Source organism: Marinomonas sp. A3A (genome assembly GCF_018336955.1).
Lineage (GTDB): Bacteria > Pseudomonadota > Gammaproteobacteria > Pseudomonadales > Marinomonadaceae > Marinomonas > Marinomonas lutimaris.
On the sequence record NZ_CP025532.1, the window covers coordinates 1,704,054 to 1,722,478 of the forward strand.

Consider the following 18,425-nt stretch of genomic DNA (forward strand, 5'->3'; position numbering starts at 1 on the left):
AAAGTTTATTTTTTAGACTAAGTGAGGCTTTAGGGTAGGGCGTTTAGCGTTAAAAGGTGAGATTTTGATTTTTTATATGATTGGTCACTTGTAAAAAAAGTAATGCGCCAGATAAGGCTCCAAATCCTGCAAGCCCTAGCCAAATCCAACCGTGGTCTATATTAGTCGAAGACAGTAGCCAGCCTGTGCCGATGTTGCCTATAAAGGCGTACAGTCCACCGACGCAAGAATACAAACCATAATGGCTTCCTAATTCTTTTGGTGGGCAAAACTTAGGGACATAAGCGCCTAACAGCGGAAACACCAGCATAGAACCAAGGCTAAAAAAGACAGCGCAAATTATGAAAGGCAATGCTGGTATCCAAGGTAAGCTGAGATTGAGCCAAAGATAGCTGGAGCCCATAATTGCCATACCCAACCCAATGCCCCGTGCTGTACCCAAGTGCGACTCCACGAATCGGCTCACAGGCATTTGCATTAATACGCCCAAAATGGAGGATGTTGCGAAAACCCAAGTAATAATGCTCACATCTTGAGTGACTACACGGATTTCATGAGGAATGGCAATGTATAGTTGATGAAACAGTAAGTGGTAAACGGAAGAGCACAAGACAAATTGCATAAAGGCTTTGTGTGTAAGCATTTGTCCCCATTGTTTCCAAAACTTTGAGTGGGCATGTGTGGTGTTTCTTTGTGATGCCAATTCAGGTAAAAAGCGCCACTGAATAACGAGTAGTAAAGTAAATAACCCAGCAGAAACAACACCAACTAAAGCGAAACCAACGTAGAGTAGAGACAAGCCCACTAACGGCCCCAGTAACATTCCGGCTTCAGACATTAGGCTTTGCAACGCAAAAACCTTATCTCTGGATTTTTGCTCTTGATACTCAGATGCTAAATAAGCTTGGCTGCTCGGTGTAAAAAGAGCACCTGCAAAACCAGAGAAAAATGCACCTAACATTAAAATAGGGACAGTTTGCCCAACGCCTAATAAGGTAAAGCCAATAATACGAACCGCACAGCCTAATAAAATTAAGCGTTTGTAGCCTAATCTGTCACCTAAAGTCCCACCGACTAAAAACATGCCTTGCTGGCTTAATACTCTCAGCCCAATGATTGCGCCAACATACCAACCGCTGATGCCCAAATTATGCTGTAAATGATCAGCCAGATAGGGCAGCAACATGTAAAAGCCAAGATTGAATGTAAAACCGTTTATCACCAATACTCGTCCCGCAGGAGAAAGTAATTGCCAATCTTTTATCAAGAGTTTCGAAAACATGATGTAGTTAATTTAAGCCTTAATAAAATAATAGTGTGCAGCAGGTGTTTGGCTGTTGAAGTTTGTTTTGACTAGAGTGCTCAGATAACACCTTCAGCGACTTTTATTGTTTGTTCTTTTGGTTCTTTGTTTTTGATGGAGACTGAGCGATTACTTCGGATGGTGCGTACAAAAGGAATGCCAGTAGCGTCTTTTGTAATATCGGCATCAACGTTATACACATTTTTCACTAGCGATGGCGTGAGTATGTCATTTGGGTGACCGTTGGCGATTAGCTTGCCATTTTTAAGAACCAGCAGATTGTCAGCATATTGAGCGGCAAGATTCAGGTCGTGAAGCACCATGATGGTGATCCAGCCCTGTTCTTTTGTTTGGGTATCTAAATGGTCAAGAAGGACGTGCTGAAAATGCAGATCCAATGCGCTTACGGGTTCGTCTAACATAAGTATTTTGGGTTTACGCATTAAAGCTTGAGCAAATAAAATCATCTGGCACTGACCACCGCTGAGTTTATTGACTGGACGATCTGCTAGGTGCAAGAGACCAATTTTATCAAGAGCGGATAAGGCTTCTTTAATAACGCTATCATCTAATCGAAAGCCTAGTGCGTTTAATTGCCCAAGTAGAACCACCTCTAAAACGCTTAGTTCCACATCAAGACGAATGTCTTGTGGCATGTAACCGAACTGTTTTCGCCAACGAGATAACTGTTTACGTTGTAAGGTCTCGTTTGCGAACGATATCTTACCCGATTTGGCATGGATGTCGCCAAATATGGTTTTTAATAAAGTGCTTTTCCCCGTGCCATTAGGCCCAATAATGACGTTGACCTTGCCAGGTTCTAAGTGAAAAGACATGTCCTTCGCCAGCACAAGGTCATCTAAGATAACATTAAGGTTATTTACATACAGCATCGGTTAGCGCCTTTTACCTAAAATTAACCAGAAGAAGAAGGGCACGCCTATGATGGCAGTGACAATGCCAATAGGAAAGAGTGCACCAGGCACGATCACTTTAGACAATACTGACGCACTAGAGAGTAAAAAGGCCCCGATGATAAACGACAGAGGTAAGAAAAAACGCTGGTCTTCTCCAACCAACATCTTAGCTATATTAGGTGCCACAATGCCGACAAAGCCAATAATACCAACAAAACTGGTAACTGTTGCCGTCATAACGGCAACGATCAATAAAGTTCGTAACCTGAGTTGAGTGATATTAACACCAAGACTTTTAGCTCTTTCTTCACCTAAGCGTAATGCGGTTAGCTTCCATGCATCGCGTATTAAAAAGAACATACAGACGACAGTAACACCGATAATAATAGAAAGATTAGACCAAGAGGCTTTTGATAAGCTGCCGAAGAGCCAAAATAGGATCTGTTGGCTCAGTTCTGGCGAAGAAATAAATTGTACAAGCGATAATAAAGATTGAAACAGGAATAATAGCGCAATCCCTGCCAATATCAGTTGTCCTGAGCTAATGTGCCTCATGGTTGCCAGCGCAAATAAAAATGTTGCTGCTAGCATGCAGCAAACAAAGGCTCCTAGCGGAACGGCAATATTGGTATTAAGTCCTAATGAGCCAAAATACAACATCATGGCAGCACCGAATCCCGCCGCTGCCGCCATACCTAATGTGTATGGGCTTGCCATAGAGTTATTGAGTAAGGTCTGCATTTCCGCACCACCAACACCCAATACGCCACCGACAACCACCGCCATGATGGCAATGGGAAGGCGTAAGTTAGACACAATGACCTGAGTTGTAGGATCCACGTCTACCGGAAAGCCAATCAGGCTGAGTAGAGCATTGGCAACATCTTTTACGTTTAGTAAAGATGGGCCGGTCGCGACATCTAATACAAAAGACAAGACAAGAATGATTAATAGGATGCTGATAACTGACCAACGACGCTTTTCGCTGCGTCGTTGGCTTGAGACCGCATCAGAGATTAAGTCTGATTGCATAGGTATGGATTCATCATGATCTCGATGAATATTACTCCGTTATTTGCGCGGTAAAAGTGCCTGTTGGTATAACAGGTAAATATTTTTTATAAAAGTCTAAGTATTCTTGCTCTGGATTTATATCTTTAAATAGGCTCGGATACATAGATTTAGCGATAAATTGAACCATAGATGCATCCAAAATAGTACGAGAAGCACCTTGGTATATGCCATATACTCGGTTGTTTTTCACCGCAGGCATTTGTTTCCAGCCGGTGCGTTTTTTATAACCAGCTAGGCGAGACTCGGCTAATTTTCTATCTACGCCTTGACCCATTGCTATCGCATCACCTGCCATTCCTGATTCTGTGCCGGCAAGAAATACCACTTCAGGTCGTGACGCCAGTACTTGCTCTGGATTCATTGGTCCCCACCATTCAACAAACGGTGTGGCAATGTTATCGCCGTCCATCATGGTAATGACAGCGCCCCACATATTTTTTCCATAAGTGAAGCTGTATTGGCTTGGGCCTTTATTGCCAAACTCAACATAAGTGCGTGGTTTTGGTAACTTAGCGGCTTTTATACGCTGTAGGGTGGATTCTATCGTATATTGATAGTCATCTGCTATTTCTTGTGCGCGTTTTTCTTGCCCAGTTAGTTCGCCAATAATTTGTGTGCTTTTAATGTGGCGCTCTAATGTTTGAGCATTGTAATCGATAACAACGATTGGAATACCTGCATTTTCTAGGCGTTCAACATCAGTACCAAGCCCTTGATATTGCCAATCTGCTAGTAGAATAACGCTAGGCTTAAGGCTAATGACTTTTTCGATAGAGAAGGTTTGCGCTTCTACTTCGCCCACATCTGGAATATCCTTTAATGAAGGACGGTAGTTTGTATAAAGATTCCAGCTTGCTGGACGCCAGCCTTCCCATGTGTCACGGGAAATACCAACTACATTGTCTAATGCGTTTTCGGTGCCTATGGCCATGTAATCTTCGGCGTAGAATCCTAGGATGACACGCTTAGCAGGTAAATCTATTTCAACTTTTCTTCCCAAAACGTCATCAACGACGGTCATTTTTGCTTGGGCTGATCCTGCAAAAATAGACATCCCCAAAGCGTAAATAAGTAGAGCTCGTAGTTTCATTTAAAATATCCTTTTTATTGAGAATGGTTTTTGTTTGGCATCTTACGTATGGATGAGAAATTATCAAGAGCTTTATTAAGATTTAAGGCGATTTTAAGAATCATTCCTAGATATTATAAAGATAGGATGCTATTGGGTTAGGAGAGAGAAGGCTTTTATTCAAATTTAGAGATCTTTGCTGGTGGTTTAGTGCAAAGGTCTCCTATCGTAGTTTAAATAATGAATATTATTTCGTTATTTGAGTAGTAAAGGTGCCCGTTGGTACGACAGGCAAATATTTTTTATAGAAATCTAGGTATTCTTCTTCTGGGTCGATGTCTTTAAATAAACTTGGGTACATGGACTTTGCTATAAATTGAACCATAGAGGCGCCTAAAATAGTACGAGCAGCGCCATGGTATATACCATAAATACGTTGGTTTTTTACTGCTGGTAATTGCTGCCAGCCAGCGCGCTTTGTGAAGTCTTTTAAACGAGATTCAGCCAGCTTTCGGTCAATCCCCTGTCCCATTACCATAGCGTCTCCTCTTACTCCAGACTCGGTACCTGAAATGAAGATTACTTCGGGTTTTGAGTCTAAAACTTGCTGAGGACTCATCGATCCCCACCACGCGATAAACGGTGTCGCAACATTGTCTCCTTGAAGCATAGTAATGACTGCCCCCCACATATTTTTCCCATAAGTGAAGCTGTATTGGTTTGGCCCTTTATTACCGTATTCTACATAGGTACGAGGCTTCGCTAAGTCAGCTGCTTTTATTCGTTGTAATGTAGATTCTGTTGTCTGCTTGTACTCGTCTGAAATTTTTCTCGCTCGTTTATTTTGCCCTGTAAGTTGGCCGATAATCATCGTACTTTTAATATGGCGGTCTAATGTTTGAGCATTATAGTCAACGACGACGATTGGAATGTTAGCGTCATTGAAACGGCCAATGTCCGTACCTAAGCCTTTATATTGCCAATCTGCTAGTAAAATCACGCTGGGGTTTAAACTAATTACTTTATCAATGGAGAAGGTTTTAGTCTCGACTTCACCAACATCAGGAATATCTTTCAACGAAGGGCGGTAGTTGGTGTAAAGCTTCCAGTTTTCAGGACGCCAGATTTCCCATGTATCGCGTGAAATGCCTACTACTTTATCAAAAGCACTTTCTGTGCCGATAGCCATATAATCTTCAGCGTATATACCTAGAACCACTCTTTGTGCAGGCAAGTCCACTTCTACCTTGCGGCCTAAAACGTCATTGATCACGGTCATTCTCGCTTGGGTTGGCCCAACCAAGGAAAACATCCCTAACATCAGTATAAATTTAAGAAGCTGATTCATAAAGTACTCTTTACTGAGGATGATTTTTCGCTTTTTTTATGCTCTGTATAAGTGGTGAATTACCTATTAATTTTAAAATGCTCTCTACTTTTAATAGTACGCTTACAGATAATTTACAAGTGATTATTTTGGTTTTAATTGAAAATGGTTATCATTAAGTTTATATTATCTTTTGATAATGGTTATCATTACAGGAGATTTTATGGACGTTACCTTCCCTGAACATCCCGATATCTTAGTGCCTCATCAGTCACAAGATGATGTTTTTTTATTCAATTCTAATTCCAGTCTTGTGCGTACAAACGGAATTCGCCAACGCATTGCTGTCCCACTGCTGAGTAATTCTTTCCGCCAAGAGGTTCAAGCTGTATTTAAAAAAGAGCAGGCTCAAGGCAAATGTAATCCCATTCTAGTAGGAGCTATTCCATTTGATATGAATCAGCCGGCTCAACTGGTGGTGCCTGAGTGGTATGAAAGAGTTAAGCCTCTGGATCATAACTTGTCTCCATTTATCGATAAGGATTTTATTCATCATGCAAGTGAGCAAAGCTTTGTTCCAAATCATGTAGATTTTTTAGACATGATAGAGCAGGCGCTATCTATCTTTGAAAATAGCCTTTTGAAGAAAGTTGTTTTATCCAAAATACTGAAGTTAACCTTAGACAAAAGTGTTGATGTGCCACGCTTATTGGCCAATATAATGGCGCAAAATCCAAGTGCTTATCACTTTAGTGTACCGCTCGAAAATAGTGTTTTAATTGGTGCTAGCCCTGAATTACTTATTAGGAAGCAGGGTAATAAGATATTCTCAAATCCATTGGCTGGATCAGCAAAACGTTTGAAGAACGCCGATGCAGATCGACAAGCAGCAAAAACTCTTGCAAATTCAGCGAAAGATCAATACGAGCACCGCCTTGTTGTAGATGCCATTCGGGCTGCTCTGTTGCCTGTTGTAGAAAGCCTTAAAACACAAGAGGAGCCCAGTGTAATCGCGACACCAACAATGTGGCATTTATCAACGGACATTGAAGCAAGGCTTCCAGCAATAAATCCTCCTTCCGTGTTTGATCTTATTAAACAAATACACCCAACGCCTGCTATGTGTGGCACGCCAACAGTCTCCGCGCAGCATCATATTGCAGCACTTGAGCCTCATCAACGTGGATTCTTTAGCGGTTTGGTCGGCTGGTGTGATTCGAAAGGTGATGGGGAGTGGGCTATTGCTATACGTTGTGCCGAAGTGTCAGGTAATAAGGTGACCTTATTCGCTGGAGCTGGTGTAGTGCCTGATTCAAATCCAGAAAGTGAGTGGTTAGAAACCAGCGCAAAAATGCGCACCATGCTGAATGCATTTGGAATAAAGGAAGATGTGATATGAGTATTGCTTTTACGCCTTGGCCAGAATCGTTTGCCAAGAAATATCGAGAAAAGGGGTATTGGACTGATCGGCCATTACTGGATCTAATTGATAACGCACCACAAGAAAATGTCGCTGTTATTTGTGGTGAAAGGTCGTTGAGTTATCAAGATTTGTGTTCTCAATCTAGGCGATTAGCTGTTTATTTTCAGGGGCTTGGTTTGCGAACTGGAGATACCGCATTGGTCCAGCTTCCTAATATTGCTGAGTTTTATGTGGTGTTTTTTGCGCTTATGCGTCTTGGTGTTGCTCCTGTTAACGCATTGTTTAGCCATAACAAAATTGAGTTGACCGCTTACGCCAGCCAAATCGAGCCTAAAATTATTATTGCCAGTGATGAGCACGTCTTGTTTCATGATGGTGCTTTTTTCAATACGTTGAGAGCATTGTCAAAAGAGTTACAGCACGCTTTGATTATTGGTAAATCAGAATGGGCTGAGACACTTGAAAATGTACTGGCTTCATCGACAAGTACTTTATTAACAGCTGTGCCAAGTAAGGCCGATGAGGTGGCATTCTTTCAGCTTTCTGGTGGCAGTACAGGTACGCCAAAGCTAATCCCAAGAACCCACAACGATTACTTTTTTAGTGTGCGTCGTAGTACTGAAATCTGCCACTTTACGGCCACTACACAGTATCTGTGTGCGTTACCTTGTGCTCATAATTTTCCTCTGAGTTCTCCTGGTGCCTTTGGTGTTTTTCATGTTGGTGGGTGCGTTGTTATGTCACCAAGTCCTGATGCGAATACGTGTTTCGAATTAATCGAACGCCATCAAGTGACTGTTGCCGCTTTGGTTCCTCCTGCTTTGGCTCTGTGGTTACAAGCGGCACCGTCCAATAATGCGTCTTTATCTTCTTTGCAGCTAATGCAGGTTGGTGGTGCAAAACTGAGTGAAAGCCTTGCTCGACAAGTGCCGGAAATATTGGGCTGTCAGTTGCAACAGATTCTTGGTATGGCTGAAGGTTTGGTGAACTATACCAGATTAGATGATGACCTCGAAACAATAGTGACGACGCAAGGCCGCCCCATGTGTTCACTTGATGAGGTAAGAATCATCAATGAAGCTGGCGAAGAAGCGTCAGTAGGTGAGGTTGGTGAATTAGCGACACGAGGTCCTTATACCATTCGTGGTTATTACAAGTCGCCAGAACATAATGCCAAGGTGTTTGATGAGGAAGGGTTTTATCATTCAGGGGATTTGGTTTGCCGTAACGATAAGGGTTATTTGACTGTAGTCGGACGTGATAAAGATCAAATTAATCGTGGTGGTGAAAAAATTGCTGCGGAAGAAATAGAAAACCTTTTATTGAGGCATGAGCAGATTATGCACAGTGCGCTTGTCTCTATGCCGGACAGCATGATGGGAGAAAAGAGCTGTGCTTTTATTGTCCCGAAAATCGCCAGTCACGGCATGAAAAGTCTCTCGTTACGTAAATATCTAAGAGGGCTCGGCGTGGCGGATTATAAAGTGCCTGATAGGTTTGAGTTTATTGACTCTCTTCCCCTAACGCCCGTTGGCAAGCCGAACAAAGTCGCATTACGCGAGGTGATACGCCAACGTTTACAACTCACTTCTCAACTCGATAAAACACTGTAAAAAAGGACCATTATGAGCATTCCTACGATACCTTCTTATTCCATGCCAGCATCTGATACTTTTCCTAATCAAAAAGTAAATTGGGTGTTAGAGCCAAATCGAGCAGTGTTTTTAATTCATGATATGCAAGCGTATTTTTTACGTTTCTATGATACGGATTCCGAGTTAATTAAAATACTTAAACAAAATTTGGCAGCGATAAAAGCCTATTGTCGAGCGAATGACATCCCGGTTGTTTACACCGCACAACCTAATGATCAAAAGCCTGAAGACAGAGCTTTGCTTAATGATATGTGGGGAAGTGGGCTAAATGATTTTCCTGAGTTGCAACAGGTTGTCGAAGAATTGGCTCCAGACGAAAAAGATACGGTTTTGGTGAAGTGGCGTTATAGCGCATTTCATCGTTCTAATCTTCAAGAGCTGATGCAGAGCTGGGGACGTGACCAGTTATTGATTGGTGGTGTTTATGCGCACATTGGCTGCATGATTACGGCCGCTGATGCGTTTATGCGTGATATTCAGCCTTTCGTGATAGGTGATGCCTTGGCGGATTTTAGTGAAGAGGAGCATCGACAAGCGCTCACCTTTACAGGTGGAAGAACAGGTCGAGTGATTTCAACAAAAGAGGTGTTGATTGCAACCGATATCGTTGATACAGATTTTCGCTATGAGCAGTTAAAAGCACAAGTTTTTGCTTTCCTAGATGATGAAGATATCCAGGAATTTGATGCCGATGAAGAGCTTGTAGATTATGGCCTTGATTCGATTCAAATCATGTCATTGGTCACTAAATGGAAAGCTCAGGGAATTGAGGTTTCTTTTCAAGAGCTTGCCAGTGCCGCAACACTGAATGGTTGGTGGGAGCTGATCCAAAACAAGAGGGCGCTAGCTGCATGATTAATCCACTCAATTTTTCAGGTAAAACTGTCTGGGTAACGGGTGCTGGAAGCGGTATTGGGTTGGAGGTTGCTAATCAATTTACTTCTCTTGGCGCCAAGGTTGTTGGCTTTGATTTATTGTTTGATGGTGAGTGTTATGATTTTGATTGTGTGACTATAGATATTAGTAATGAAGAAGCTATTTCTCGTGTTGTGCCAGGGTTATTGAGTGATTCTCCACGATTAGATGTATTGGTGAATGGTGCGGGAATATTGCATTTGGGAAGCCTAGAAGAGACAAGCTTTGATGATTTCAAACGCTGTTTTAACGTCAATGCGGGCGGTGCGTTTTTAATGATTAAGCATACAGCTCCTACTTTAAAACGCCAGAAGAGTGGTGCAATTGTCACTATTAGCTCAAATGCAGCCAAAGTGCCGAGGCAAAATATGGCGGCTTACTGCGCTTCTAAGGCAGCTTTATCAGCGTTGAGCCATACGGCAGGGCTAGAATTAGCACCTTATGGCGTCCGTTGTAATTTAGTCTGTCCTGGCTCTACCGACACGCCCATGCAGCGAATGTTGTGGACAAGTGATGACGCTGAGCAAAATACGATCAAAGGTTTTCCCGAGCAATATAAATTGGGTATTCCATTAGGTAAAATTGCTCAGCCGAGCGATATCGCCCAAGTGGTATTATTTTTTGCTTCCGATATGTCGAATCATATTACTATGCAGGATATTGTTGCAGACGGTGGAGCTACGTTAAACGCTTAGTAAGTTTGTTATAAGATGAATCAAGTGTTTTCTTGTTTTTTAAGGAAAATTTGCTCGGTATGATTTTCATATCGAGCTTTTTTATATGGACGTTAAAGTGAATTGCTATTTCCAAACGAAAATACAGTTATTTGGTTCTCATGTTTTGCATGTGAGTCATTTTGTTTTTAAAGAAGAGTCTTTGGTTGCGACACACTATGAAGCCAGTGTTGCAAAACCGTCAGGCTATAGCAATTGGCGAACGAAGCGTAAAGAAACCTTTTTGGCAGGGCGGCTTGCGGTTAAGCATGCACAAAATTGTTTGAGTGTGTCTGTAGTAGATATCGCAAAAGCTGAAGATGGTGCACCGGTTTGGCCAAATGGATATACCGGCAGTATTTCCCATACGGATAATCAGGCGATTGCTGTCTTGTTTCGCCCTTCGCAAATAGGGATTCAGTATATCGGCATAGATTTGGAAGCCTTTAGTAATGCCGAAATGCTAGATGTAACTGATTCAATAGGATCACAGCGTGAGTTTGAAATATTATTAATTGCGGGAGTGAAAAAGGAGTTGTTGACCTTGACTCTCTTTTCTTTAAAAGAAAGTGTTTATAAATCACTTTACCCTTTGGTAGGCGAGTTTTTTGACTTTCTGGATGTTGAGTTGACGTCTTGTGAAGGAGGTGAGTATTTTGAGTTTCAAGTAAAGCGGCAGTTAAGTCAGAAAGTGTCGCTTAGTTTTGTTTTGCGTAGGGGTTATAAAGAGCAAGAAGGGCATCTATTAACTTGGGCTTTTTATTGATAAAAATTGATATTTAAAAGGGCGAATCATTTCTGATTCCCCCTTTTTATTTGACTAAATAAACACTATATCTTGTACGTAGCGCTTAAGCCGATAGTGCGGGATTGGCCGACAGAGGCTCGTGAACCACTATTGATTACATAGACGATATCTTCATCCGTTAGGTTTTTGATATAACCACTGATGAGAAGGTTGCCCATTTCATAATCTATATTAGTGTCCAATAGCGTGTAGTTTCCAACTTTGTAATCAGCTGTATTGTCCAAGTCTGAGTAATATTCTCCCACATAAGTGGCATCTGCACCAATCGTTAGACTGTCACTTATGTACTGTGTGAAGCCAACCGAAGCATTCCATTCAGGTGCATTAGATAGTTCATTGCCCTCGTAATTATCATTCTCATCAATTTTTGATTTAATGAAGCCAATTGATTGTCGAATTTCTAGGTTTTCGGTTAGCCATTGTGTGGCTTCAAGTTCAATACCCATTGTATGTGCCTTGGTAACATTGCTGATACGGCTATCGGCTAATGCTTGGTAATCACTATAGCTATTGTAGAATACGGCGGCATTTAACGTAGTTCCGTTATCTAGTGAAGTTTTTGAACTAAGCTCATATGCATAAACGGTTTCTGCATCAAAGTTGTAGGTTTCAGCGGCTTGAACTTGGCCTTGCCCTGAACGATAACCATCATCGTATCCGATTCCACCAGAGTTATAACCTTTGCGAACTGAGAAGCCTACAGTGGTTTGGTCTGTTGCTGCAAGGGTGGCACCTAGTTTTGGCAAGAAAAATTGATCAGTTATGTCTTTATCAATATTAACTGTACCATAGTTTGAGTAGTAGCGACTTTGGTCTTCGTATTGAAAACGGCCACCTGCAATTAGAGTTAACTTTTCTGTTAGAGCATAGTCACCTTCTGCAAATACACCTATACGAGTTTCTTCAGTTTTGCCTTGAGTATTCACATTATCTAGTGTGTTATCTCTGTCTGCGACCATGATACCAACGAAGCCATTGAGCTCTGAATCCTTGGGTGTATAGAGCAGGCGGCTTTCTAGTGTTTTTGTTTTGTCTTCGAAAGTGTAGGTTTCTTCTTGTGGGTATTGATCAAATCGGTTTGTTTGACTATTGCTGGATAGAGTTGTGACACTGGTTAAGTCGTTACTTAAAACATAGTTAATTTCAGTGGACAGGTTGTTTACTTCAGAATCTTGTATTCGAGTATTGTTATAATTCGCAGCGCTTAACGTGAAGGTCTCGTCTTCATAGCCTGTGCCATTACTCCAGTTTGCCCAATTCAAATAGCTGCCATCCGCTTTGCGATGATTTGCTGTTACTTTGACAGTTAAATCGTCTGTTGCTTTCCATAGCAATTTACCTCGTAAATTCAGATTGCTTGATTCTTCTGGGTCTACAGGAACATCATTCGTCTCACCATCGTAACTGAGATAGCCTTTTCCGTCTGTGCCATCAGCGGCAATGCGATAAGCCAAGTCTTCTGTTATTGGGCCTGAAGTCATAACGGCCAAATTTTTCATTACATTACCATTTTTATAGGTTTCTAAACCAAGGCGTACAGCAGCTTCAGGGTTAAAGGTTGGGTCGTTGGTTTTTACCGAGATTGCACCACCAATCGAGTTTTCACCTTGAGTGGTTGATTGCGGGCCACGAAGTACTTCTACTTGTTCAATATCCCAAACACCAGATCCACTAAAGTTATAGCCTGTAAATGCATCAGCTACACCGTCTACGGATGTATTTATTCGCTGCCTACTGCCGCTTACCGTTGCGTAATAGCCAGTTGTTGCGCCACTGCCGTTAATCCCGCGAATATTCACAGTTCCAAATGCCGCTGAGACTACGTTTGGTGCTTTTGTTACTACATCGTTGACCGTTTTTGCATCGCCTTTTGCTACGTCTTCACCGTTAATAATGGTAACTGCAGTGGTTGTGTCCTTGATATTTTTATCCATTTTTTCACCCGTCACCACTAAAGCGGGTAGGGCTGTTGTTTCTTCTGCAAATGTACTTGCTGAGATACATGCAGCATTGATACTGATAACGGCCATAGCAACGCTAGATAGGCGGCTTGGTAAACGGGTTGAGGAGAAATTAGAGATAGACATGTTTTTTAATTTCCTTTCGGGTGAAATAATTATGATAATTGTATTGATAATGAAAACGATTCGCAATAAGATCCATATTGTTTAATAATTACTTACATTTTTAGGAGTGATACCGCTTTATGTTTGCTAAGAAAAAACTCATTGTTGGTATGCTGGCAGCTATGCCAATAGTCAGTTTTGCAGCTGGTGACGACATTACGCTGACCGAAGATGCAGAACAGCTAGATACTCTCGTTGTGACAGCTACAATGGCTGCAAAAAAAATTGAAGATATTCCCGCATTTGCCACAGTGGTGACGAAAGATGATATTGCTAAATCCACAGTGAGCAGTGTGGCTGATTTGCTTCGAGAAACTGTTGGGGTAAATAACTTTAGTGACTCCACAGGGCGAGATGAAATTCAGATTCGTGGTTTAGATGGCGATTACACTGTTTTATTGGTTAATGGTAAGCGAGTATCAGCAGGAACCGCTTTTGATAAAGGCAGCGATACAGATTTGAATAGTGTTTCCTTAAACTCTATCGAACGAGTTGAAATTATTCGTGGCCCTATGTCTGTATTGTATGGTGCGGATGCCATTGGTGGTGTTGTGAATATTATCACCAAAAAGCCACAACCTGATGCAGGATGGACGGGTACGGCAAGTGCGGAAATGCGTAAAATTGAGTCCGGTGAAGGTGGCGACCAATATCGTGTTGGTGTTACTGGAATGGGGGCGATAACAGATAAAGTGGCCTTGTCTGTTAGTGTTGAAGATCTAAGGCAGAAAGCCTGGTTTGCTAATGATGAAGATATTTCTCCGTTGCGTGAAAAGAAAAATGCCCAGAATTTATCCTCTACATTAACGTGGCAGGCAGCAGAGAACCAAGAAGTCGATGTGGATTTCGGTTATAACCATGATGAACGTCCTTACCAGATTTTTAATTCAAGTGGAGCGACTCGCGAGCAAGAAATTACTCGTACCGATTTGGCTATTACTCACAAAGGGAAATGGGACTGGGGGGATACCACAGCTTATATAAAGCGTGAAGAAAGTGATATTTACGATTACAACTCGCAATATGATGAGCCGGAAGCTCACTCTGGGTTGGAGGCAAACAATACCTATGCAAAAGGCTATGCAAATAAAGTAATTGGCATGCATGCATTGATGGCAGGTGTGGATTACCAGAATGAGCAATTAAAGAATAGCTACACTTTGCTGGATACTGGTGAGTACAATGTTGATCAGTACGGTGTATTTGCGCAGGATGAAATGGCATTAACAGACAAGCTTGTTTTCACTTTAGGTGGACGTGTCGATAATCATGAAATCTACGGAAACAATTTTTCTCCAAAGGCTTATCTTGTATATAACGCAACGAATTCACTGACACTAAAAGGTGGGGTTACCAAGGCCTTTAAGGCGCCAGAAGTGAGCAAACTAAGTGAGGAATATCGGACTGTAAGCTGTGGAGGAGCTTGTACCTTATCTGGTAATCCTGACTTAGAAGCAGAAACCAGCATTAGTTATGAGTTTGGCGTGGATTACCATACTAGGGCCTTTAATGCTACGGCAGCGGTCTTTCGAAATGACATTGATAATTTGATTGAACGTGAAGTTGGCTATGATAGTAGTGGAAATGCCAATTCTGCGAAATGGATTAACGTGGCTACAGCCATGACACAGGGTTTTGAGCTGAGTGCATCATCGCCATTAACAGATGATTTACTATTAAAGGTCAATTACACGTATTTAGATACAGAAGCGGAAGATTCTGATGGTGTCAAAACCACGTTGACAGGTCGCCCTGAGCATCAGGCTAGCTTGTCATTGGATTACCAGGCGACAGAAATTTTAGCTACTTATGTTTCAGTTAACTACATCGCTGGGATGCAATATTCAAGTTGGGTAAGTGGTGTTGGTGATGTTTATAGTACATTGCCTTCTTATTACCGTACTGATATTGGGCTAGTGGCTGATGTAACTGATAATTTAGTTCTTCGTGCGGGCATTAAAAATATAGGTGATGTTCGCTTAGATGAAGAAGATACAGGCTATACCACTTATGAATTAGGTCGTAACTACTTTGTAAGCGCAGCATACAACTTCTAGTCTTTCTAAATAACTAAGAGAAGCACGCATACCCCCTTATATGCGTGCTTTTTTTTGCTTGCTTATTAGTGCTCTGTTTGCAGTGTTCGTCAGGTATTGTCATTTAATAGTTTAGTTTATGCTCTTTCTTTTGCTTTGTTATTGACGTATGTCTGGGAGGGGCAGTTAATGCATTGCATTAAGGCAAAGAAAAGCCTTCTAATAAGGAGATCAGGTTACTGATAAACCCCATTTTTTTTAACAGGGGTTTTATTTTTCTGAATGTTTTCCTGTATTTCTTTCCAAATAACTTAATATACCTCATTAGTGACTGGGTACTCTCTGAGAGTCTTTATTGAGGCTCTGATTATCGAATCAGTCATTTTTTGAACAGATAAAAGCTTCTAGCTCAGCATCAAGGTGATCTTCTTCATATTTTGGGCTGCTGCAGTTAGTAGACATTGAGAGGCGATCATATCTTTTCCCCTAAAACGTGCGTAGTGATAACCATGCAGCTCTTTTGCATCGGTAAAACTTCTTTCGACCGTCTCTTTTCGCCTTGCATAGATAGCCTTGCCTGCTGGCGTTAAGCGGTGGGCATTAATACGCTCTTTGCTATCCTCCCAAACATGGCGTGTGATGGTATTCACCGATTTTTTGTTGGTTGTACAGCGATGCCTCTCGGGACAGGCTTGGCAGATCAGTCCGTTTGAGCCGTAATGACGATAACCTTCTCTGACGTGGTTTTGTAAGTGAGCGGTTCGCCTTGTGGGTAGAGGTAAATGTTTTGCATCGTATTTGTACTCGCGTTTATAGAAGAAGCCTTTCTATGATTTGGACGACGATAGCCCATCACTGCATAGATATTTCGGGCTTCTAATCCATGACAAACTACCGAGGTAAAATACCCTGCATCCACACCAACTGACGTAATAACGAAGTTAAATCGATTCTTGATTCGATCCAGTCTTTCTAAATAGGGAACGGCGTCATGGACATTGCCTGCGGTAACATGAACATCCGTAATGATGTTGCAGCGACTGTCTACCGTTCGATGAGCTAGATAAAAGAACCCTTTCGGCTTGGTATCACGTACCATGTAACCACTGTCAGGGTCGGTTGTACTCTGTTTAATTTCTCGTGTGTCCAACTGAGTTTTATCAGGTGGAAGTGACTTTTTTCTGTGAGCGAGTCGATCCTCCTCAATAGCCTGATCTAGTTCATCCATGTACGCCTGACGAGACTGTTCAATATGAACTTTCTCAAAATACTTCTTGTTGGCATTGGCCTTTAGATGAGTGGAATCTGTGTAGAAGGTATGCCCACCGACTAACTTGCGTTTCATTGCTTGGAGTACGATTAGCACTTAATGTTGAGGCATCAGGCACTTTGTTTGTTAGGCCTAAGCCTAGGAACCAGCGATAAGCGACATTAACTTGAAACTCTCGAATTAACTGATGTTCACTACGAATACCAAAAAGGTAGCCAATAAATAGCAGCTTAAACATGAGAGTAGGATCTAGAGCAGGACGACCGTTATCCGCGCAATAAAAATCCTTAACAAGATCATGTAAGAATGAAAAGTCGATGGTTCGATCAATCTTACGAAGAAGATGATCACTTGGAACGAGCTCGTCAATGGAGACAAACTCTAGAGTCGATTGGGTTTGGGGCGTTCTTTTAGCATAAGGCTATTATAAAAAGTCCTCGCACGAAGGCGAAGACTTTATCAGCAGTATAAGCCTCCTAAAAAGGAGGCTTATACAAAAGGGTAAGTATTTAGACGTGTTTAGTTTTCTTCTACTAATTCAGGATCATTGAGTGGGCTGCTTCTTAATGTTTTTAAGCTAGCTAACATGATGAGACCAATTCCCATCGACACGGCACCGAAAGCAAAGATACTACCCAATGATGAAAGTAGTTTCCCTAAAGCGCCAATGGAAAGTGTTCCAATTGAATCTCCAGAAGCGTCTTGAGCTGTCCATATGCCATTAATACGACCTAAATAGTGGTCGGGTGTATGCCCTTGAACAAAACTGTATTGTAACAGGGATGCGATAGATACTAGGTAGCCAAAAAGAGCCAAAAGAATAAGGGCAAGAGGAAAATAGGTTGTACTACCAATCCCCATTAAGCAGAGAAAAGCAGCAAGGCTGGTAAGCATCATTACTAAACCGGGTTTTTCTATATGATTTGTCCAGCCACTAATAATAGCTCCCATCGTTGCACCCAATGGAACGGCAGAATACATCAAGCCAACTGTCCAAGCGCCTCCACCATACACTGTGTCGGCTAAGGCAGGAAACAATACTCGTATCGCTGTTGTTAAGGTGACTAAGGTTCCTATTATTACCACGCTGGCAACAATTTTATTGGTGCATAGATATGTAAAGCCGTCCCATAATGATTTGAGTGGATTGTGACTTTTTACTTCTTTGGGTCGCATTGTTGGTAAAGATAGAAGAGCCATAAGAGTTATGCCTGTACCCACAGCAGCAATCATATAGTTCCAAGCCACATCAGAAACAGCAATAATAATGCCACCAATAGCGGGTGAAATGACCGTTGCTAAACGAACACTTACCATACTGATTGCGCGAGCTTGCATGAGATTTTCTCTGCCAACAATAAAAGGCATGCACGCCATTAATGCCGTGACGCCTAATGCACCAAAGAAGCCGTCCCAAATTGATAGAACATAGATGGCCCATAAAGAAGGTTCTGGTAACCATGCATTGACGGCCATAGCGAGAAAACCTAACCCACAAATTGTACGCGCAAAAAGGATTATGCGCTTACGTTCATACATGTCGGCTAAAACACCGCCTAGAAGTAGGCCAATAAATAGACCTATTCCTTCTAGTGCCATGACGATGCCTACATGCAAGCTGTCGTTGGTTAAAGAATACACCTGTACAGGTATGGACACGGAAAGCATGCCTAAACCTAGTATAGAAATGGTACGGGCAATAAATATATTGCGAAAATTCCTGTGGGTCGCTAATAAACTGAAATCCACAAACATTGATTTTTTCTTGGTATCGCTCACGTTTCACTCT

The 18,425-nt window shown here is 41.9% G+C and carries 13 protein-coding genes and 1 pseudogene; 6 read left to right on the forward strand and 8 right to left on the reverse strand.

What is annotated here, in order from left to right:
• Positions 1-49 precede the first annotated feature (49 nt).
• The 5 genes from CYL31_RS07910 to CYL31_RS07930 all read right to left on the reverse strand — a co-directional run bounded on the left by CYL31_RS07910 (position 50) and on the right by CYL31_RS07930 (position 5,711).
• Entirely contained in the window at positions 50-1,282 is a 1,233-nt protein-coding gene (locus CYL31_RS07910; RefSeq protein WP_212918382.1) for an MDR family MFS transporter, read from the reverse strand.
• 80 nt (positions 1,283-1,362) lie between these two features.
• Entirely contained in the window at positions 1,363-2,196 is an 834-nt protein-coding gene (locus tag CYL31_RS07915) for an ABC transporter ATP-binding protein (protein WP_212918383.1), read from the reverse strand.
• A 3-nt stretch (positions 2,197-2,199) separates the two neighbouring features.
• Positions 2,200-3,252 carry a FecCD family ABC transporter permease gene (locus tag CYL31_RS07920; RefSeq protein ID WP_212918384.1) on the reverse strand — a complete coding sequence of 351 codons (1,053 nt, stop codon included), beginning with the start codon at positions 3,250-3,252 and terminating at the stop codon, positions 2,200-2,202.
• A 31-nt stretch (positions 3,253-3,283) separates the two neighbouring features.
• A complete protein-coding gene (locus CYL31_RS07925) occupies positions 3,284-4,384 on the reverse strand; it encodes an ABC transporter substrate-binding protein (RefSeq protein ID WP_212918385.1) in 1,101 nt (366 codons plus the stop codon).
• A gap of 226 nt (positions 4,385-4,610) precedes the next feature.
• Positions 4,611-5,711 (reverse strand): ABC transporter substrate-binding protein, encoded by a 1,101-nt coding sequence (locus CYL31_RS07930; protein WP_249411732.1) that lies wholly within the window; start codon positions 5,709-5,711, stop codon positions 4,611-4,613.
• A 202-nt stretch (positions 5,712-5,913) separates the two neighbouring features.
• On the opposite strand from CYL31_RS07930, the gene CYL31_RS07935 reads away from it, so the two are divergent.
• The 5 genes from CYL31_RS07935 to CYL31_RS07955 all read left to right on the forward strand — a co-directional run bounded on the left by CYL31_RS07935 (position 5,914) and on the right by CYL31_RS07955 (position 11,162).
• Positions 5,914-7,089, forward strand: a complete 1,176-nt coding sequence (locus CYL31_RS07935) for an isochorismate synthase (RefSeq protein WP_212918386.1) — start codon at positions 5,914-5,916, stop codon at positions 7,087-7,089.
• A complete protein-coding gene (locus tag CYL31_RS07940; protein ID WP_212918387.1) occupies positions 7,086-8,726 on the forward strand; it encodes a (2,3-dihydroxybenzoyl)adenylate synthase in 1,641 nt (546 codons plus the stop codon). The genes CYL31_RS07935 and CYL31_RS07940 overlap by 4 nt, the downstream gene beginning before the upstream one ends.
• Positions 8,727-8,738: 12 nt before the next feature.
• Complete coding sequence (locus CYL31_RS07945; RefSeq protein ID WP_212918388.1) at positions 8,739-9,623, forward strand: isochorismatase; 885 nt, start codon at positions 8,739-8,741, stop codon at positions 9,621-9,623.
• Entirely contained in the window at positions 9,620-10,378 is a 759-nt protein-coding gene (dhbA, locus tag CYL31_RS07950; RefSeq protein WP_283248218.1) for a 2,3-dihydro-2,3-dihydroxybenzoate dehydrogenase, read from the forward strand. Before CYL31_RS07945 ends, dhbA begins: the two co-directional genes overlap by 4 nt.
• 97 nt (positions 10,379-10,475) lie before the next feature.
• Positions 10,476-11,162: a 4'-phosphopantetheinyl transferase family protein gene (locus CYL31_RS07955; RefSeq protein ID WP_212918389.1), complete on the forward strand. Its 687-nt coding sequence runs from the start codon at positions 10,476-10,478 to the stop codon at positions 11,160-11,162.
• Between the two features lie 65 nt (positions 11,163-11,227).
• Here CYL31_RS07955 and CYL31_RS07960 read toward each other — a convergent pair whose 3' ends face one another.
• Positions 11,228-13,291, reverse strand: a complete 2,064-nt coding sequence (locus CYL31_RS07960) for a TonB-dependent receptor (protein ID WP_212918390.1) — start codon at positions 13,289-13,291, stop codon at positions 11,228-11,230.
• Between the two features lie 119 nt (positions 13,292-13,410).
• Here CYL31_RS07960 and CYL31_RS07965 point away from each other — a divergent pair, with 119 nt between their 5' ends.
• Positions 13,411-15,387 carry a TonB-dependent receptor plug domain-containing protein gene (locus CYL31_RS07965; protein ID WP_212918391.1) on the forward strand — a complete coding sequence of 659 codons (1,977 nt, stop codon included), beginning with the start codon at positions 13,411-13,413 and terminating at the stop codon, positions 15,385-15,387.
• Between the two features lie 383 nt (positions 15,388-15,770).
• Here CYL31_RS07965 and CYL31_RS07970 read toward each other — a convergent pair.
• Positions 15,771-17,006, reverse strand: a pseudogene (locus tag CYL31_RS07970) (IS1182 family transposase).
• A gap of 149 nt (positions 17,007-17,155) precedes the next feature.
• Entirely contained in the window at positions 17,156-18,415 is a 1,260-nt protein-coding gene (entS, locus tag CYL31_RS07975; protein ID WP_212918392.1) for an enterobactin transporter EntS, read from the reverse strand.
• Between the last annotated feature and the right edge of the window lie 10 nt (positions 18,416-18,425).

What these genes read in the sequence shown, in the direction of transcription:
- CYL31_RS07935 (WP_212918386.1), top strand. Translation starts at nt 5,914, where the DNA reads ATGGACGTTACCTTCCCTGAACATCCCGATATCTTAGTGCCTCATCAG.
- CYL31_RS07920 (WP_212918384.1), bottom strand. Translation starts at nt 3,252, where the DNA reads ATGCAATCAGACTTAATCTCTGATGCGGTCTCAAGCCAACGACGCAGC.
- CYL31_RS07925 (WP_212918385.1), bottom strand. Translation starts at nt 4,384, where the DNA reads ATGAAACTACGAGCTCTACTTATTTACGCTTTGGGGATGTCTATTTTT.
- CYL31_RS07915 (WP_212918383.1), bottom strand. Translation starts at nt 2,196, where the DNA reads ATGCTGTATGTAAATAACCTTAATGTTATCTTAGATGACCTTGTGCTG.
- CYL31_RS07940 (WP_212918387.1), top strand. Translation starts at nt 7,086, where the DNA reads ATGAGTATTGCTTTTACGCCTTGGCCAGAATCGTTTGCCAAGAAATAT.
- CYL31_RS07965 (WP_212918391.1), top strand. Translation starts at nt 13,411, where the DNA reads ATGTTTGCTAAGAAAAAACTCATTGTTGGTATGCTGGCAGCTATGCCA.
- CYL31_RS07960 (WP_212918390.1), bottom strand. Translation starts at nt 13,291, where the DNA reads ATGTCTATCTCTAATTTCTCCTCAACCCGTTTACCAAGCCGCCTATCT.
- CYL31_RS07945 (WP_212918388.1), top strand. Translation starts at nt 8,739, where the DNA reads ATGAGCATTCCTACGATACCTTCTTATTCCATGCCAGCATCTGATACT.
- dhbA (WP_283248218.1), top strand. Translation starts at nt 9,620, where the DNA reads ATGATTAATCCACTCAATTTTTCAGGTAAAACTGTCTGGGTAACGGGT.
- CYL31_RS07930 (WP_249411732.1), bottom strand. Translation starts at nt 5,711, where the DNA reads ATGAATCAGCTTCTTAAATTTATACTGATGTTAGGGATGTTTTCCTTG.
- CYL31_RS07910 (WP_212918382.1), bottom strand. Translation starts at nt 1,282, where the DNA reads ATGTTTTCGAAACTCTTGATAAAAGATTGGCAATTACTTTCTCCTGCG.